Origin of the sequence: Paracoccus sp. MC1854 (assembly GCF_014164635.1) — a bacterium.
Taxonomy (GTDB): domain Bacteria; phylum Pseudomonadota; class Alphaproteobacteria; order Rhodobacterales; family Rhodobacteraceae; genus Paracoccus.
The window spans coordinates 1-17,689 of the sequence record NZ_JACJFU010000006.1 but is presented as its reverse complement, the minus strand read 5'-3'; the positions used below and the strand labels follow the sequence as shown (position 1 = coordinate 17,689).

At 68.0% G+C, this 17,689-nt stretch carries 17 protein-coding genes; 14 read left to right on the top strand and 3 right to left on the bottom strand.

Annotation, left to right across the window (positions count from 1 at the left end; translation table 11 throughout):
• Positions 1–165: 165 nt before the first annotated feature.
• From H5395_RS06770 to H5395_RS06750, 5 genes are all read left to right on the top strand, one after another.
• Entirely contained in the window at positions 166–1,362 is a 1,197-nt protein-coding gene (locus H5395_RS06770) for a toxic anion resistance protein (protein ID WP_182791815.1), read from the top strand.
• 89 nt (positions 1,363–1,451) lie between these two features.
• Positions 1,452–2,441 carry a DUF2927 domain-containing protein gene (locus H5395_RS06765; protein ID WP_182791981.1) on the top strand — a complete coding sequence of 330 codons (990 nt, stop codon included), beginning with the start codon at positions 1,452–1,454 and terminating at the stop codon, positions 2,439–2,441.
• Between the two features lie 19 nt (positions 2,442–2,460).
• On the top strand, positions 2,461–3,597 hold the full coding sequence (locus H5395_RS06760; protein WP_182791814.1) for an SPFH domain-containing protein: 1,137 nt from the start codon (positions 2,461–2,463) through the stop codon (positions 3,595–3,597).
• A gap of 85 nt (positions 3,598–3,682) precedes the next feature.
• Positions 3,683–5,011 carry a zinc ribbon domain-containing protein gene (locus H5395_RS06755; protein WP_234450689.1) on the top strand — a complete coding sequence of 443 codons (1,329 nt, stop codon included), beginning with the start codon at positions 3,683–3,685 and terminating at the stop codon, positions 5,009–5,011.
• 22 nt (positions 5,012–5,033) lie between these two features.
• Positions 5,034–5,942 (top strand): carbohydrate kinase, encoded by a 909-nt coding sequence (locus tag H5395_RS06750; protein ID WP_182791813.1) that lies wholly within the window; start codon positions 5,034–5,036, stop codon positions 5,940–5,942.
• Between the two features lie 81 nt (positions 5,943–6,023).
• Here the strand turns inward: H5395_RS06750 and H5395_RS06745 are convergent, their stop codons facing one another.
• Together H5395_RS06745 and H5395_RS06740 are read right to left on the bottom strand one after the other, a co-directional pair.
• Positions 6,024–7,196: an aspartate aminotransferase family protein gene (locus tag H5395_RS06745; RefSeq protein ID WP_182791812.1), complete on the bottom strand. Its 1,173-nt coding sequence runs from the start codon at positions 7,194–7,196 to the stop codon at positions 6,024–6,026.
• A gap of 151 nt (positions 7,197–7,347) precedes the next feature.
• Positions 7,348–8,166 carry an ABC transporter permease gene (locus H5395_RS06740; protein ID WP_255440551.1) on the bottom strand — a complete coding sequence of 273 codons (819 nt, stop codon included), beginning with the start codon at positions 8,164–8,166 and terminating at the stop codon, positions 7,348–7,350.
• 107 nt (positions 8,167–8,273) lie between these two features.
• Between H5395_RS06740 and H5395_RS06735 the strand changes: the two genes are divergently transcribed.
• Positions 8,274–8,870, top strand: a complete 597-nt coding sequence (locus tag H5395_RS06735; protein WP_182791811.1) for a GcrA family cell cycle regulator — start codon at positions 8,274–8,276, stop codon at positions 8,868–8,870.
• A 321-nt stretch (positions 8,871–9,191) separates the two neighbouring features.
• Positions 9,192–9,338 (top strand): hypothetical protein, encoded by a 147-nt coding sequence (locus H5395_RS06730; protein ID WP_182791810.1) that lies wholly within the window; start codon positions 9,192–9,194, stop codon positions 9,336–9,338.
• A gap of 32 nt (positions 9,339–9,370) precedes the next feature.
• Here the strand turns inward: H5395_RS06730 and H5395_RS06725 are convergent, their stop codons facing one another.
• Positions 9,371–9,721 (bottom strand): hypothetical protein, encoded by a 351-nt coding sequence (locus H5395_RS06725; protein ID WP_182791809.1) that lies wholly within the window; start codon positions 9,719–9,721, stop codon positions 9,371–9,373.
• A 156-nt stretch (positions 9,722–9,877) separates the two neighbouring features.
• Here H5395_RS06725 and metG point away from each other — a divergent pair, with 156 nt between their 5' ends.
• The 7 genes from metG to H5395_RS06690 form a co-directional block, all read left to right on the top strand.
• A complete protein-coding gene (gene metG / locus H5395_RS06720) occupies positions 9,878–11,596 on the top strand; it encodes a methionine--tRNA ligase (protein ID WP_182791808.1) in 1,719 nt (572 codons plus the stop codon).
• Positions 11,589–12,362, top strand: coding sequence for a sulfite exporter TauE/SafE family protein (locus tag H5395_RS06715; RefSeq protein WP_182791807.1), 774 nt, complete (start codon positions 11,589–11,591; stop codon positions 12,360–12,362). The genes metG and H5395_RS06715 overlap by 8 nt, the downstream gene beginning before the upstream one ends.
• 51 nt (positions 12,363–12,413) lie before the next feature.
• Positions 12,414–13,334, top strand: a complete 921-nt coding sequence (gene rocF / locus H5395_RS06710) for an arginase (RefSeq protein ID WP_182791806.1) — start codon at positions 12,414–12,416, stop codon at positions 13,332–13,334.
• A 407-nt stretch (positions 13,335–13,741) separates the two neighbouring features.
• Complete coding sequence (argF, locus tag H5395_RS06705; protein ID WP_182791979.1) at positions 13,742–14,668, top strand: ornithine carbamoyltransferase; 927 nt, start codon at positions 13,742–13,744, stop codon at positions 14,666–14,668.
• 89 nt (positions 14,669–14,757) lie between these two features.
• Complete coding sequence (locus tag H5395_RS06700; RefSeq protein ID WP_182791805.1) at positions 14,758–15,495, top strand: SDR family NAD(P)-dependent oxidoreductase; 738 nt, start codon at positions 14,758–14,760, stop codon at positions 15,493–15,495.
• A gap of 9 nt (positions 15,496–15,504) precedes the next feature.
• Positions 15,505–16,722: an acyl-CoA dehydrogenase family protein gene (locus H5395_RS06695; protein WP_182791804.1), complete on the top strand. Its 1,218-nt coding sequence runs from the start codon at positions 15,505–15,507 to the stop codon at positions 16,720–16,722.
• On the top strand, positions 16,719–17,689 hold a 971-nt coding region (locus tag H5395_RS06690; RefSeq protein ID WP_182791803.1), incomplete at its 3' end, for a phosphotransferase family protein. The genes H5395_RS06695 and H5395_RS06690, both read left to right, overlap by 4 nt.

Below are 17,689 nucleotides of genomic sequence, written 5' to 3'. Positions count from 1 at the left end.
GCGCGCGTGGCAGCCTTCCGCGCGCCCGCGCCGATCCGTCTTCACATTGCATTGTCGGAACTTTACCGATGCTGCCTTGTTGAACGCGCGCCGATCCGGCCTAATCTGGCGCAAGCCCCCCGATTGGGCCGCCGTCGATCAACCGCCGACCGAAGGAACCGCAAGATGAGCACCGAAACCCAGGCCCGCGCCCAGGCCGCGCTGCCCGAATTGCAGGCCGTGACCTCGGTCGTGCTGCCCGAACCTGCCGGAGAGGTCGTGCCGCTGGAACGCGCCGACACGCCCGTGGCCCACGCCATCCGCCAGCGCATGGACGAGATCGACCTGAAGGACACGACCTCGATCGTGCATTTCGGATCGCGCGCGCAGGCGGGGTTGCAGGAAATCAGCCAGTCGATGCTGGCGGATGTCAAGAACAAGGACATCGGCCCGGCGGGCGATTCTCTGCGCGACATCGTGTCCACCATCCGCGGCTTCTCGGTCAGCGAGCTTGACGTGCGGCGCAAGCGGTCGTGGTGGGAAAGGCTGCTGGGCCGCGCCGCGCCCTTTGCCAAGTTCGTGGCCAATTACGAAGAGGTGCAGGGCCAGATCGACAAGATCACCACCGATCTGGAAAGCCACCAGCACACGCTGCTCAAGGACATCAAGTCGCTGGACGTGCTCTATGAACGCACACTCGATTTCTACGATGAACTCGCGCTGTATATCGCGGCGGGCGAGGAAAAGCTGCGCGAACTCGACCGGGACGTGATCCCCGCCAAGGAACGCGAGGTTCAGGCCGCCCCCAACGACGGCGCCATCCTTGAGGCGCAGGAACTGCGCGACCTGCGCGCCACCCGCGACGACCTGGAACGGCGGGTCCATGACCTCAAGCTGACGCGGCAGGTCACGATGCAGTCGCTGCCCTCGATCCGGCTGGTGCAGGAAAACGACAAGTCGCTGGTGACGAAGATCAGCTCGACGCTGGTGAACACCGTGCCGTTGTGGGAAACCCAGTTGGCGCAGGCGGTGACGATCCAGCGGTCGTCGCAGGCCGCGGCCTCGGTCAAGCAGGCCACCGATCTGACCAACGACCTGCTGACATCGAACGCGAAGAACCTGCGCGATGCCAATGTCCGCATCCGCACCGAAATGGAACGCGGTGTCTTCGACATCGAATCGGTCCGCACTGCCAATGCCGAACTGATCGCCACCATCGAGGACTCCTTGCGCATCGCCGACGAGGGCAAGGCCCGTCGCGCCGCCGCGGAAATGGACTTGCAGAAGATGGAATCCGAACTGCGTCAGACCCTTTCCGCCTCGCGCGCGCGCCCGCAGGCTCTCGCCACCAAGGGCGCCGCGACGATCACGCCCCGGGCGTGAGCGCCGATGCCCCAGCCAGACCGGACCCTCTTGTGACCGATCTTTTCAGCACCCATCGCGCCGTCCCTTTCGGGGGGCGGCGTTTCGCCATGCTGGCGCTGCTGGCGCTGACCGCCTGCGCCCCCCGGCCCGACCCCGTCCCACCGCCGACGCCTGCCCAGCGCCCTGCCGTGATCCCTGCCCCGTCGCCCCGGCCCGAGATCTCGCAGGAACAGTTGCGCCGCGAACGCGCCGAGGCAGCCCGGATGGCAGCGGCCCGCGCCGCCACCCCGGCCAGCGCGACAATGGCCCAGTATCTTTCCGGCGTGCAGGACAGCCTGCTGTCCCGGGGCCTGCTGCGCGCCGACGCGGGCACGCCCCCCGATGCGGCGCGTCTTGCCGAGGATTTCATCCAGATCGCGCTGCGCGACGAATATGTGATGCAGGACGGCCGGCTGGTCCCGCAATCCCGCCCTGCTCCCCTGCGCCGCTGGGAACGACCCGTCCGCATCTCTGTCGTTTTCGGCGATTCGGTCCTGCCCGCCGCCCGGACCCGCGACCGCGCCCTAGTGGCGGACTTCGCCGCGCGCCTGCAGCGGATCACCGGCCACCCGGTCGGCCTGACCGGATCGGGCGGCAACTTCGTCGTCCTGTTCGTGAACGAGGACGAGCGCCGCGCCATCGCCCCCCGCCTCGCCGCGCTGGTCCCCGGCATCCCGCCTTCCGACATCCGCGCGATCGAGGGGCTGTCGCCGCAGAATTACTGCACCGTCTTCGCCTATTCCCCCGGCGCGGGCGCGGCCTATTCCAACGCTGTCGCCGTGATCCGGGCCGAACTGCCCGAGCGCCTGCGCCTCAGCTGCATCCACGAGGAACTGGCACAGGGCATGGGCCTTGCCAACGACAGCCCGGACGCCCGCCCCTCGATCTTCAACGACGACGAGGAATTCGCTTATCTGACCGCCCATGACGAGCGCCTGCTGAAGATGCTCTACGACCGCCGCCTGCGCCCCGGCATGACCGAGGCCGAAGCGCGCCCCATCGTCGCCCGTATCGCCGCCGAGCTTGCGCCGGAACCCGCGCCCCGCCCCGGCGCTTGATGCCCGAAAGGAGGAAACCATGGTCCTCGACTTCCTGACCGGAGAGTTCATCGACGTCATCGAATGGGTGGACGACACCCGCGACACGATGGTCTGGCGCTATGAAACCCGCGGCCGCGCGATCAAGTACGGCGCCAAGCTGACCGTGCGCGAAGGCCAGGCCGCCGTCTTCGTCCACGAGGGGCAGTTGGCCGACACCTTCGGCCCCGGCCTCTACATGCTGGAAACCAACAACATGCCGGTGCTGACGCGGCTTCAGCACTGGCATCACGGCTTCCGCAGCCCGTTCAAGTCGGAAATCTACTTCGTCAACACGACGCGCTTCAACGACCAGAAATGGGGCACCCGCAACCCCATCATCGCCCGCGATCCCGAATTCGGCCCCGTCCGCCTGCGCGCCTTCGGCACCTATTCGATGCGCGTGACCGACCCCGCCCGCTTCATGTCCGAAATCGTGGGCACCGACGGAGAGTTCACCGCAGACGAGATCAGCTACCAGCTTCGCAACGTGATCGTGCAGGAATTCTCGCGCGTGATCGCCTCCTCGGGCATCCCGGTCCTCGACATGGCCGCGAACACGCAGGATCTGGGGAAGATCGTCGCCACCGCCATCGAGCCTACCGTCGCCCAATACGGCCTCACGATCCCCGAATTCTATATCGAGAACATCAGCCTCCCCGACGAGGTCGAGCGGATGCTCGACAAGCGCACCTCGATGGGGATCGTGGGCGATCTCAGCCGCTTTGGCCATTACGCTCAGGCGGAATCCATGCTGAACGCCTCGACCCGCGATACCAGCATGGGCGCGGGCATCGGTGCCGGGATGGGTGCGGCCCTCGGCATGGGCATGGCTGGCGGGATGCTGCGCGGCCCTTGGGGTCCGGCTTCGCCGCAGCCGCCGCAGGTTCCGGCGCAACAGCCCAACATGATCGCGCCCCCGCCGATCCCCTCGGAACCGGTCTGGCACGTCGCGCTGGATGGCCAGCCCGGCGGCCCCTATGGCAAGGCCGACCTCGGCCGCCTGATGAACGAGGGCCGCTTCACCCGCGACACGCTGGTCTGGACCCCTGGTCAGGACGGCTGGAAGGAAGCCGACGACGTTCCCGCCCTCGCCCAGCTCTTCACCATGCTGCCTCCGCCGCTGCCGCAGAAATAGCCCTGCTTTTTCTTCTTTGCCCAAATATCCCGGGGGTCCGGGGGCTGGCCCCCGGTCCTGTGTCTCCGCCAGCGGACCCGAGCCGATGCCCACACCGCAGATCGAACACCGCTACCCTTGCGAAAGCTGCGGCGGCAGCCTGCAGTTCGCGCCCGGCCAGGACGCGCTGGCCTGCCCCTATTGCGGCCACCTGCAGCGCATCTCTCCCGGCGCCGACCGCGCCCCCGCCCGCCAGCCCGAAGAACAGGACCTGCTCCTGCGCGATCCGGCCACTGGCCGCGCGATCCAGTGGGACGCGGGCCACAAATCGCCGCAACTGCAGGAAATCCCGCTGGAGCGGGGTCTCCGCCTCGACGATCGCAGTGACCTGACGGAAACCGTCCGCACCCTCTCCTGCCCCAACTGCGGCGCGAAGATCGAGCGTGGCACCGACACCCATGCCGGCCGCTGCCCTTTCTGCGCCACCCCGGTCGTCACCGACACCGGCACCACCCGCCTCATCAAACCGCAGGGAGTCCTTCCCTTCGTTCTCACGCAGGACCAGGCACGCGGGGCGCTGGATACCTGGCTCAAGGGCCTCTGGTTCGCACCGAACGGCCTTCAGCAATACGCCCGCAAGGGGCGCAGGATGCAGGGCGTCTATTCGCCCTTCTGGACCTTCGACGCCGACACCCGCACCGCCTATCACGGCCAGCGCGGCGACCACTATTACGAAACCGTCTACATCACCCAAGAGGTGAACGGCCGCACGCAGCGCGTTCCCCAGCAGGTCCAGCGCACCCGCTGGTCCCGCGCCGCGGGCCGGGTCGCGCGGTCCTTCAACGACGTGCTGATCCTCGCCTCGACCTCGCTGCCCCGCCGCTACACCGACGCGCTGGCCCCCTGGGACCTGTCGCACCTCGCCGCCTACGATCCCCGCTATCTTTCGGGCTTCCAGGCCGAGGGTTACACGGTTCCCCTGACCGACGGCCACGCCATCGCCCGGCAGGAGATGGCGGGCGTGATCGCCATGGACGTGCGCCGCGACATCGGCGGCGACGTCCAGCGGATCGAGGCGATGGACACCGACCACAGCAACGAGACCTTCAAGCACGTCCTGTTGCCGGTCTGGCTCGCGGCCTACAAATACAACGGTAAAAGCTATCGCTTCGTCGTCAACGGCCAGTCCGGGCGGGTGCAGGGCGACCGCCCCTGGTCGGTCTGGAAGATCGCGCTTGCCGTCATCGTGGCGCTGCTGGCGGCGGCGATCCTGCTGGTCGCCAGCGAAGGCGGCGGCATCCGTCTCGGCGCAGCAGGATCTGCGCCGGGCATCTTCGCGCCGGTCCGCCATGCATCGGCTCAGGCGCCCCCTGAGGCGCCTTGGCTCGCAGATCCCGCAGTGCAGGCGCTTTCCCTACCGCTTCAGACCGCATGACGGCACCATCGGGGACGGGCCGATGATCCTTTGCACGGGCGAAGCGCTGATCGACATGGTTCCGCAGCCGGACAGAGCCTTTCGGCCGCTGCCCGGCGGCTCGGTCTACAACACTGCCCTTGCCCTCGGCCGCCTTGGCGCAAGCGCGGGATTCCTGTGGCCGATCTCACGCGACGGCTTCGCCAATCTCCTGCTGCGCCCGCTGGCCGAGGCGGGCGTGGATACCTCCGCCTGCCCCCGCAGCGACCGTCCGACGACCCTCGCCCTCGTCAGCCTTGCGAGGGGCGAGGCGCGCTACACCTTCCACGACGAAGGCTCGGCGGGCCGGATGTTCTCCGCAGGCGACCTGCCGTCCCTGCCCCCGGACCTGCAGGCGCTGTTCATCGGCGGAATCAGCCTGGCCGCCGAGCCGTGCGGCGCGACCGTGGAAACATTCGCCGAACGTGCGGCCGCTAGCGGCGTACCGGTCATGCTCGACCCGAACCTGCGCCCGTTTTTCATCACCGACGAACCCGCTCTCCGCGCCCGGCTCGACCGACTCTTCGGCCTTGCCGCGATCATCAAGCTCTCCGCCGACGACTGCGGCTGTCTCTGGCCCGGAACGAACCACGAGGCAATCGCCCGCGACCTGCTCGCCCGCGGCACCCGCCTGGTCCTGATGACCAGGGGCGCGCAGGGCGCCGCCGCAATCACCCCCCGCCACAGGGTCGAAGTGCCAGCCATTCCCGTCACCGTGGCCGACACCATCGGCGCAGGCGACACCTTCAACGCCGGCATCCTCGACGCGCTTTCCCGCGCAGGCGCCCTGCACAGGCTGGATGACCTCGACGCGCCGACCCTAACCGCAGCCCTGTCCCACGCCGCGCGGGCCGCCGCCGTCACCGTCTCGCGCCCCGGCGCGAACCCGCCCTGGCGCCACGAACTCGCCTGAGCTTCTTCTTTGCCCAAATATCCGGGGGGGACGGGGGCAAAGCCCCCGCACGCATGGCGCAGGGGCAAAGCCCCTTCCGCCTCATCCCTCCAGCGAAGCCGCCGCGCGGTGCAGCCGCGCCACCGCTTCGGAAATCTCCTCGTCGGAAATGTTCAAGGGCGGCAGCAGCCGCACCACATTGTCCGCCGCGGGCACCGTCAGCAGATGCTCGTCATAGGCGGCGCTGACCACCTCGGTCGGGGCGAGCTTGCAGCGCAGGCCCAGCATCAGCCCGACCCCGCGCACGCCCTCGAAGACATCGGGATGGGCCGCCACAAGCCCTTCCAGCTTCTGCCGGAAGAGCGCCCCCTTGCGGTTCACCTCGGCCAGAAAAGCCTCGTCCGCGATGATCTCCATCACCCGGATGCCCACCGCGCAGGCCAGCGGGTTGCCGCCATAGGTGGACCCGTGGCTGCCGACGCCCATGCCGCTGGCGGCTTCTTCGGTGGCCAGCACCGCGCCCAGCGGAAAGCCCCCCCCGATGCCCTTGGCGACCATCATGATGTCGGGCGTGATCCCCGCCCATTCATGCGCGAACAGCCGCCCCGTCCGGCCCATGCCGCATTGCACCTCGTCCAGCACCAGCAGCGCGCCCGTCTGGTCGCACAGCGCGCGGACCCGGCGCAGCTCCTCGTCCGCCATCGGGCGGATGCCGCCCTCGCCCTGCAGCGGCTCCAGCATCACCGCCGCCGTCCGGTCGGAAATCGCCGCCTCCAGCGCCGCCATGTCCCCCCAGGGCAACGTGCGGAATCCCGGCATCAGGGGGCCGTAGCCCCTCGTCATCTTCTCGGACCCGGCGGCCGCGATGGCGCCAGTGGACCGGCCGTGGAAGGCGCCCTCGAAGGTCAGGATCTCGATCCGGTCAGGCTGGCCATTCTCGGACCAGTATTTGCGGACCATCTTGATCGCCAGTTCCGCCGCCTCGGTGCCCGAGTTCGTCACGAAGACCGTATCGGCGAAGGTTCTGTCCACCAGCAACTCGGCCAGCCGCTGCTGCTGGGGGATCTGGTAAAGGTTGGAAACGTGCCAGATCCGGCCCGCCTGCTCGGTCAGTGCCGTGACCAGATCGGGATTCGCATGGCCCAGCGCGTTGACCGCGATGCCCGCGCCGAGGTCGAGGTATCGGGTGCCGTCCACGGCAATGGCCCAGGCGCCCTCGCCCCGGTCAAAGGCGAGGGGCGCGCGGTTGTAGGTCGGCAGGACGGCGTCGATCATGGGTCGGTCCCTTGGCTTTTGCTGGATTTCAGACGAACGAACGGCCCTGTCAGGCAAGGCGCGCGGCGGGACGCATCAGCGTCGCAGATCAGGTCGAATCGTCGTCATGCGGGCAGCGTTACCAAGCGACGCTGCCAGCTTCAACGCCACGTTACGCTTTCATGCGGAAACCGGTGCGCAGCCACCACCATGCCAGCCCGTTGACCGCCACCACCGTCAGCAGGCAGACCAGCAGCCCCCGGGCCATGGGCGCATCGCTGACGCCGGCAAAGCCATGGCGCGCGCCGTCGATCAGGTAGAATATCGGGTTCCAGTGGGACAGGCTGCGGAAGGGTTCGGGCAGCGCCTGCACGGAATAGAAGGTGCCCGACAGGAAGGACAGCGGCGTCACCACGAAGTTCGTCAGCGCCGCCATCTGGTCGAACTTCTGCGCGATGATCCCGCCAAGGATGCCCAAGCCCCCCAGCATCAGCGCCCCTAGCAGGATGAAGGCCAGCGCCGCCCACGGATGCGCGGGCGGATGGCCGACCAGCAGCGCCAGCCCGATCCCGATCACCGTTGCGACTAGCAGCGCCCGGACCAGGCTGCCGGTCAGGTAGCCCGCCAGGATCTCGGCCGCCGACAGGGGCGGCATCAGCGTGTCCACGATATTGCCCTGCATCTTGGCCGAGATGATGGACGACGAGCTGTTGGCGAAAGCCGTCTGGATCACCGTCATCATCAGGATGCCGGGGCCGAGGAACTCGACAAAGGGCAGGCCCATGACCTCGCCCCGGCCGCGCCCCAGCGCCACGACGAAGACCACAACGAACAGCCCCGCCGTCATCAGCGGCGCCAGCACCGTCTGCTGCCAGACGGTCATGAAGCGCTGGATCTCGCGCGCGGCCAGCGTGGCCGTTCCCAGCCAGTTGATCCGGCCGAAGCGGCGGACGGGCATGGCGCCATAGTCGGCAGGGGCGGGACGAGGCATGACGGCGATCCTTGAAACTGCGGGCGCGGGGCGCTATTTCCGGGCATTCCCGGTTAGAACCGCGCGCCGCGGCTTGTGCAAGCCCGACAGCCGCCAAGGAGCAACCCATGTCCTGGACCGACGACCGCGTCGAGACGCTGAAACGCATGTGGGCAGAAGGCCAGTCGGCCAGCCAGATCGCCAAGGAGCTTGGCGGCGTCACCCGCAACGCCGTGATCGGCAAGGTCCACCGCCTGGGCCTGTCGAACCGCACCGAGAGCGAGGAGCAGCCCGCCGCCCCTGCCCCCGAGCCAACGCCCGAGCCCGTCGTCGCCCCTGTGGCCGAGGCACCCCCTGCCGAGCGCCCCGCGCCCCCCCAGCCCGAGCCCGAGGCGGAAGCCCCCCCGCAGCCCGAGCCCGCGCCGCAGCCGGTCTTCATCCCTCGCCGTCCGATCGTGCCCGCGGGCCAGCCGCTGCCGCCGCAGCCCTCGGCCAACGAGATCTCGCCCGAGACGCTGGCCTCGGTTCGCGAGGTCGAGAAGCGCGCCCTGAAGCTATCGCTGATGGAACTGACCGAGCGCACCTGCAAATGGCCGATCGGCGACCCGGCGACCGACAAGTTCTGGTTCTGCGGCCTGCCCAGCCAGGCCGGCAAGCCCTATTGCGACGCCCATGTCGGTGTGGCCTTCCAGCCGATGAGCGCCCGGCGGGACCGCCGGCGGTAAGGGCAAGCCCTTCCGCGTCGGCGCCACGGTTCCTGGCTGGGGCTCCCTGCCCCATCAATGGGACCATGCGCCCATCACTTCCCGAGAAGATTTCCGTTTGACCCAAGCGATTTAGGGATTTCTTAATCCTCCAGTGGGAAAGTCGGAGTCGCGGTACAGGCGGGGACGCCGATGACCGCTCCGGACCGAGGCGCCCTTGTTCCCTGCTTCACCGCCGGAACGGGGCGTCCTTTTACCCGGACAAGCGCAATGACTCCACAACCGCCCGTCATCATTTCTCCAGCCTTCAGCCGCTGCGCCTCCTGATCCAAGGGCCTCGCCATGGCTGAAATGCGCCCGCGACGCGCTTCGATCAGCCAAAGCCACCTTTCGACCAGCGAGTTCTGGACCATTTTCCTGCTGCTCGGGCCGGATAAAAATATCCCGGGGAAGCCGTGCAACGCATGGCAGGGGCAGCGCCCCATCTGATCGGATGCCATCGCCGGCAGCGACCTGATCCCTCAACCCGGACAGCGAGTTCCCGAGAAGCTCCGGCCTTCTCCGAACCGTATGTCGATCCGTGCCTCCGTGATCCGCAGGTCGACCTGCTCTTGCCCACATTCCTCACCCTCGGACATGCAGGCCCAGGTCGCGCGTTGCCAGCCATCGGCAAGCCCCTGCCGCCCGGTGACGCGCTCGTAATGGTTTTCGGTGATGCTGAACCTGCCCGCGCCGACAGAGATGATGCCCTCGCCCCCCGCCTCCATCGGGCAGTTGTTGCGATAACCCTCGATGTAATAGAGATCGTCGGCCCGTGCGGCGACTGTTGCCGCAGCCAGCGCAAGCGCGGCGGAAATCAGAAAGCGGATCATGGAAAACTCTCCTTGAAATAACCTGTTGCCCCATCATGGACACGTATCGCTGCCCTGCCCAGACCCGAACTACCGCGCATTCGAAACAACGACCTGCCGCTGGCAATGACTGCGCCCCTTGGGTAAACAGCCCCCGACCTGCCTTCAGGAGCCCCAATGGCCCGCCATCTCATCACCTCCGCCATCCCCTATATCAACGGCATCAAACACCTGGGGAACCTCGTTGGCAGCCAGTTGCCTGCAGACCTCTTCGCCCGCTACCAGCGCGGGCGCGGGTGCGAGGTGATGTTCCTTTGTGCCACGGACGAGCATGGCACCCCCGCGGAACTCGCCGCCGCCATGGCGGGCAAGCCGATCGAGGTCTTCTGCGCCGAGATGCATCAGGTGCAGGCCGACATCGCCCGCCGCTTCGGCCTGTCCTTCGACCATTTCGGGCGCTCCTCCAGTCCCCAGAACCACCGCCTGACCCAGCATTTCGCGGGCAAGCTGGATCAGAACGGCCTGATCGCCGAGGTTTCCGAACGGCAGGTCTATTCCAACGCCGACGGCCGCTTCCTGCCCGACCGCTACATCGAGGGCACCTGCCCCAATTGCGGCTATGACAAGGCCCGCGGCGACCAGTGTGAAAACTGCACCAAGCAGCTCGATCCGACCGACCTGATCGAGCCGCGCTCGGCGATCAGCGGCTCGACCGACCTGGAAATTCGCGAGACCAAGCACCTCTACCTGCGCCAGTCGGCCTTGCGGCAGGAGCTTTCGGACTGGATCGACAGCAAGACCGACTGGCCGATCCTGACGACCTCGATCGCCCGGAAATGGCTGAACGACGGCGACGGCCTGCAGGACCGGGGCATCACCCGCGACCTCGACTGGGGCATTCCCGTCCGCAAGGGCGACCAGCCCTGGCCGGGGATGGAGGGCAAGGTCTTCTACGTCTGGTTCGACGCCCCCATCGAATACATTGCGGCCACTGCCGAATGGGCTGATGCGCACGGCAAGCCCGCCGGGGAATGGCGCCGCTGGTGGCGTCTGGACGAGGGCGCCGAGGACGTGCGCTACACCCAGTTCATGGGCAAGGACAACGTGCCCTTCCACACGCTGTCCTTCCCCGCGACGATCATCGGCTCGAGCGAGCCATGGAAGCTGGTCGATTACATCAAGTCCTTCAACTACCTGACCTATGACGGCGGGCAGTTCTCGACCTCGCAGGGGCGCGGGGTATTCCAAGACCAGGCGCTGTCGATCCTGCCCGCCGATTACTGGCGCTGGTGGCTGTTGTCCCACGCGCCCGAGGGTTCGGACGCCGAGTTCACTTGGGAAAACTTCCAGGTCTCGGTGAACAAGGATCTCGCGGACATTCTGGGCAACTTCGTCAGCCGCATCACCAAGTTCTGCCGGTCCAAGTTCGGCGAGACGATCCCTGAGGGCGGCGCCCACGGTCCCGAGGAACAGGCGCTGATCAAGGCCCTGACCAGCCGCATCCGCGCCTACGAGGGCTTCATGGAGGCGATGGAGGTCCGCAAGGCCGCGAACGAGCTGCGCGCGATCTGGGGCTTGGGCAACGAATACCTGCAATCGGCTGCGCCCTGGTCCAGCTTCAAGACCGACCCTGAAAGGGCCGCAATGCAGGTGCGGCTGGGCATCAACCTGATCCGCTTTTACGCGGTGCTGTCCGCGCCCTTCATCCCCTTCGCCGCCGACTCGATGCTGGCCGCGATGCGGACGCAAGACCGCAGTTGGCCCGACAACGTGACTGCCGCGCTGGACACCTTGACCGCCGGCCATGCCTTCGAGGTGCCCGAGGTGCTGTTCGCCAAGATCACCGACGAGCAGCGCGACGAATGGCAGGAGCGGTTCCAAGGCGTCCGTGACTGAGGTCGGCTGGACCGCGCTGCTGGCCTTCTGGGGGCTGGCGGCGCTCGGCGCGTGGTCCCAGACTCTGACCGGCTTCGCGCTGGGGTTGATCGTGATGAGCGGGACGACGCTGTTCGGCCTGTTGCCGGTGCCGGTGACGGCGCAGATCATCTCGGTCCTGGTGCTGCTGAACGGAGCGATGGTGCTGTGGCGCGACCACCACCATGCCGACCGCAAGGCGGTGATCGCGGCCGTCGTCGGCGCGGTGCCGATGATCGCGCTGGGCTACTGGCTGCTGCAATGGATGGTGGGCTCGGCGCTGGAATGGCTGCGGCTGATCCTGGGTGTCTTCATCGCGGCGGCGGCGCTGCAACTGGTGCACCGGCCGCAGCCTTGGGACGACCGCTCGCCCACCCCGGCCTTCGGCATCGCGGGGGCGACCGGCGGGATCATGGGGGGGCTGTTCGCGACCTCGGGGCCGCCGCTGATCTGGCTCTTGTATCGCCAGCCGCTGGCGCTGGACACGATCCGAGTGACGCTGGTGAGCTATTTCGTCATCACCCAGGCCTTCCGGCTGGTGCTGACGGTGGCGGACCGCAGCTTCGACCGACTGACGGCGGTGGCGCTGGCCGGCGCGCTGCTGGCGGTGGCTTTCGGAACATGGGCGGCGCGGCGGTTTCCGCCGCCGGTGTCCCCGCTGGCGATCCGGCGGGCGGCGCTGGTGCTGCTGTTCCTGTCGGGCGTGGGGCTGATCGCGACGGCGGGGGTCGCGCTGGCGCGCGGTTGACCTTGGGGCCGCGCGCCCCCACCCTCGCCCCGGTACATCCGCGAGGCCTCCATGACCCATTGCATCCTGATCGGCGCCCCCGTGGACAGCGGCCAGCAGCGGCCCGGTTGCCTGATGGGACCGGCGGCCTTTCGCGTCGCCGGGATCGGGCGGACGCTGCAGGCCTTGGGCCACAGGGTCGAGGACCGGGGCGACCTGGCGCTCGGGCCGCTGGGGACCGAGACCACGTCGAACACTGCGGTTCGCGGGTTGCCCGAGACGCTCGCCTGGACCCGCGCGCTGGCCCATGCGGGCGAGGGGGCAATGGCCGAGGGGATGCCGATCTTCATGGGGGGCGACCATTCGCTGTCGCTGGGATCGGTCGCGGGCGTGGCGGCCCATGCCAGGGCGCGGGGGCGGCCCCTGTTCGTGCTGTGGCTGGACGCGCATTCCGACATCCACAGCGTCGAGACGACCGAGTCAGGGAATCTGCACGGGACTCCGCTGGCCTATCTGACAGGGCGGCCGGGATTCGGCGCCTTCCCCCCCTTCCCGGCCCCGGTCCCCGAGGAGAACATCTGCCTGTTCGGCATCCGCAGCGTCGATCCGGCAGAGCACGCGGCGCTGGAAGCCTCCGAGATCGTGGTCAACGACATGCGGGTGCTGGACGAGTTCGGCTTTGCCGTGCCGATGCGGGCTTTTCTTGAGAAGGTCCGCGCCGCGAACGGGATGCTGCATGTCAGCCTCGACGTGGATTTCCTTGACCCGTCCGTCGCGCCGGCGGTGGGCACAACGGTTCCCGGCGGGGCGACCTTCCGCGAGGCGCATCTGGTCTGCGAGCTGATTCACGAAAGCGGGCTGATGACTTCGCTGGATCTTGTGGAACTCAATCCTTTCCTCGACGAGCGGGGCAAGACGGCGCGGATGATGGTGGATCTTATCGGCAGCCTGATGGGGCGCAAGGTCTTCGACCGACCGACGCGGTCGGGGTAGGCTACCAGTTGCGCCGCCACCTCGGTTGGGGGGATGACGCCCCGTTTCCCAAGGATCGGCAGCGGCTGACGGGATGCGCATCATTTTAGATGCTTCATCGTTGAGCCGGGGCCGGTCCCCGTCCTATCCTTTCCTTGCTCATGGTGCGTGGTCTCACTCCGGGCAAGGGCCAGCCCCCCAAGGGGCTGGCCTGACTTGTTCCGGCCAAAGGGCAAGGGGCGCCGGCTGGGAACGACATGCCTTCGGGGGGTTGACCTCGCGGGGCCGGCCCGGTGAAGTGCCGCGATCATGCCCAAGCCGATCACGCTGTTCGCCCCGAGCCTTCGTTCCGTTCCGATCCCCTGGTCTGCCGGGCGCCGACGATAGCGCCCCGCGACTGCCGGACGGAACGGAACAGGACACCCATGATGAACAGCTTTCTCGACATTCACACCACGCCCAAGGACGACCTGCGCGGCATCATCGACAATGCGCGGCGGATAAAGGACGCGCGCAACGGGGCGCCGAAGGGCACGCCCGACGCCGAGCAGCCGCTGAAGAACCGCATGGTGGCGCTGATCTTCGAGAAGCCCTCGACCCGCACCCGCGTCAGCTTCGACCTGGGCGTGCGGCAGATGGGCGGGCAGACGATGGTGCTGTCGGGGCAGGAAATGCAGTTGGGCCACGGCGAGACCATCGCCGACACCGCCCGCGTGCTGTCCCGCTATGTCGATCTCATCATGATTCGCACCTTCGAAGAGGCGACGCTGCTGGAGATGGCGGAATACGCGAGCGTTCCCGTCATCAACGGGCTGACGAACCGCACCCATCCCTGCCAGATCATGGCCGACGTGATGACCTTCGAGGAACATCGCGGCCCCATCGCCGGGCGCAAGGTGGTCTGGTCAGGCGACGGCAACAACGTCTGCGCCTCGCTGATCCAGGCGGCGGGGCAATTCGGCTTCGACTTCACCTTCACCGGACCGCAGCCGCTGGACCCGGAACGCGAATGGCTGGACTTCGCCCGCGGCCAAGGGGTGAAAGCCGAGATCGTGCGCGATCCCATGAAGGCCGTCGAAGGCGCCGATCTGGTCGTCACCGATACCTGGGTGTCCATGCACGACCCGCAATCCGCCAGAGAGCGGCGGCACAACCAATTGCGCGGCTATCAGGTGAACGAGGCGCTGATGGGCCGCGCAAAGCCCGGCGCGCTGTTCATGCACTGCCTGCCCGCTCATCGCGAGGACGAGGTGACCTCCGCCGTCATGGACGGGCCGAACAGCGTCGTCTGGGACGAGGCCGAGAACCGCCTGCACGCGCAGAAGGCGATCATGCGCTGGTGCCTCGGGGCCTGACACGAGCGGAAAATCAGCGGCGGCGGGTTGGCTTTCCGTTGGAAAGTCCGTCAACATCGGCGGAACCCAAGCGCAGGAAGGACCTTTCCATGCCCCCCAGAACCATTCTCGTGACTGGTGCGTCGAGCGGTCTGGGGGCGCATTTTGCTTCTGTTCTTGCGGGTGACGGGGCGCGGGTTGTTCTGGCCGCCCGCAGCGAGGGGAAGATCGCGGCGCAGGTCGATGCGATCCGGGCTTCGGGCGGGGATGCGCAGGCGGTGGCGCTGGACGTGGCGGATGCGGCGTCTGTCGCGGCCGCTTTCGCGCAGGTCGCCGGACGCATCGACGTGGTGGTGAACAACGCCGGCATCACCGCGACAGCGCCCGCGATCGACACCGACCCGGAGGAGTTCGGCGCCGTGCTGGACACCAACGTCAAGGGTGTCTTCCACGTGGCGCAGGCGGCGGCGCGGCGGATGCGCGACACGGGCGGCGGCGCCATCGTCAACGTAGCCTCGATCCTCGGCTTCCGGGTGGCGGGCAATGTCGCGGCCTATGCCGCCTCCAAGGCCGCCGTGGTGCAGTTGACGCAGGCGCTGGCGCTGGAATGGGCGCGCTACGGCATCCGTGTGAACGCGCTCTGCCCCGGTTATATCGAGACGGCCCTGAACCGCGACTTCTTCGCGACCGAACCGGGCCAGGCGCTGATCCGGCGCATCCCGCAACGCAGGCTCGGGCAGCTTGGCGACCTCGACGCGCCCCTGCGGCTGCTTTGCTCCGACGGGGCGCGCTACATGACCGGATCGTCCATCGTCGTCGATGGCGGCCATCTCTGTTCCAGCCTGTGAGGGTTCCCCATGGATTTCACCATTCCGCCGCGCATCGAGGATTACCGCCGCCGCATCGCCCGCTTCGTCGAGGACGAGCTGCTGCCGCTGGAGGAGGACCGCGCGAACTACGACGCGCACGAGAACATCCGCCTTGATGTGCTTGAGGTGATGCGGGACAAGGCGAAAGCCGAGGGGCTGTGGTGCCTGCAACTCAAGCAGGAAACCGGCGGGCAGGGTCTTGGCAAGATCGGCATGGCGGTCTGCTACGAGGAGATGAACCGCTCGATCTTCGGCCCCGTGGTGTTCAACTCGGCCGCGCCCGACGACGGCAACATGATGGTGCTGGAAAAGGCCGGCACGCCCGAACAGAAGGCGCGCTGGCTGCAGCCCATTGTGGATGGCCGCGTCCGGTCGGCCTTCGTGATGACCGAACCCCATCCCGGCTCGGGCTCGGACCCCGGCGGCATGATGCTGACGACTGCCACGCGGCAGGGCGACAGCTATGTGATCCGCGGCCGCAAGTGGTTCATCACCGGGGCCGAGGACGCGGGGCATTTCATGCTGATCGCGCGCACCTCGGAGGACCCGCGCAAGGGGCTGAGCGCCTTCCTGTTCCACCGCGACACCCCCGGCTGGCGGATCGAGCGGCGCATCCCGATCATGGGGCCCGAGGAACACGGCGGCCATTGCGAGCTGGTTTTCGAGGACATGGAGATCCCCGCCGAGAACCTTCTGCTGAACGAGGGCGACGGTCTGAAGCTGACGCAGATGCGGCTGGGGCCGGCGCGGCTGACCCACTGCATGCGCTGGCTGGGGCTGTCGAAGCGCTGCGTCGAGATCGCCACCACCTATGCCCATGAACGCTTCGCCTTCGGCGAGCGGCTGTCGAACCGCGAAAGCATCCGCATCATGCTGGGCGATCTCGCCATGCAGATCGAGGTGGGCCGCCTGCTGGTGATGAAGGCCGCCTGGGCGCTGGATCAGGGAAGCTATGCCCGGAAAGAGGTCTCGATGGCCAAGGTCCATGTGGCGAACCTGCTGCACAAGGCCGCCGACACCGCGATCCAGATCAACGGGGCGCGCGGCTATTCCAAGGACACGCCGCTGGAATGGATCTACCGCTACGCCCGCCAGGCGCGGCTGGTCGATGGCGCGGACGAGGTCCACAAGATGGTTCTCAGCCGCAACCTCGATGCCGAGGGGCGGGGGTTCTGGTCCTGGCCGGTCGAGGGGGATGAGGCATGAGCGAGGTCACGCCCGAACGGCTCAATCCCTTCCTGGCCCAGCACTTCGGCCCCGGCGAGACGCACCTTTCGCGCATCGGCGGGGGCCAGTCGAACCCGACCTTCATCGTCGATCACGGCGCCCGCCGCATGGTGCTGCGCAAGCAGCCCGCGGGGGAAATCCTCAAGGGCGCCCATGCCATCGACCGCGAGTTCCGGGTGATGCGGGCGCTTGAGGACACCGATGTGCCGGTGCCCCGCGCGCTGCTGTTCCACGAGGACGCCGCGCTGCTGGGCACACCCTTCTACCTGATGGACTTCGTCGAGGGCCGGGTCTTCTCCGACGGCCGCCTGCCTGACCTCTCCCCGGCCGAACGGCGCGAGGTCTACCTGTCGATGGTCCGCACTCTTGCCCGGCTTCACCGGGTCCGGCCGGACGAGATCGGCCTGTCGGACTTCGGCCGCCCCGGCGACTACTTCGCCCGCCAGATCCACCGCTGGACCAGCCAGCTCGAGGCCTCCTCCTTCGCGGAGGACAGGGTGCTGCTGGCGCTGTCGGAACGGCTGGCCGAACTGCAGCCGCCCGACGACGGGCTGTCCTCCATCGCCCATGGCGACTTCCGGCTGGGCAACATGCTCATTCACCCGACCGAGCCCCGCGTGATCGCCGTCCTCGACTGGGAACTGTCCACCATCGGCCATCCGCTGGCCGACCTCGGCTTCGCCGCCATGCCCTTCCACACCGCGCCCGAGGAATACGGCGGCATCCTCGGCGCCGAAACCGAGGGCATCCCCACCGAGGCCGGGTTCTTCGAAGCCTACCGCGAGGTCCACCCCGAGGTTCCCCCGCCCCAAGCCTTCCACATCGCCTTCGCGCTCTTCCGCTTCGCGGTGATCTTCACGGGCATCGCCGACCGCGCCGCCCAGGGCACCGCCGCCGACCCCGAGGCCGCCCGCTACGCCCCGCTGGCGGGCCGCTTCGCCCAAAG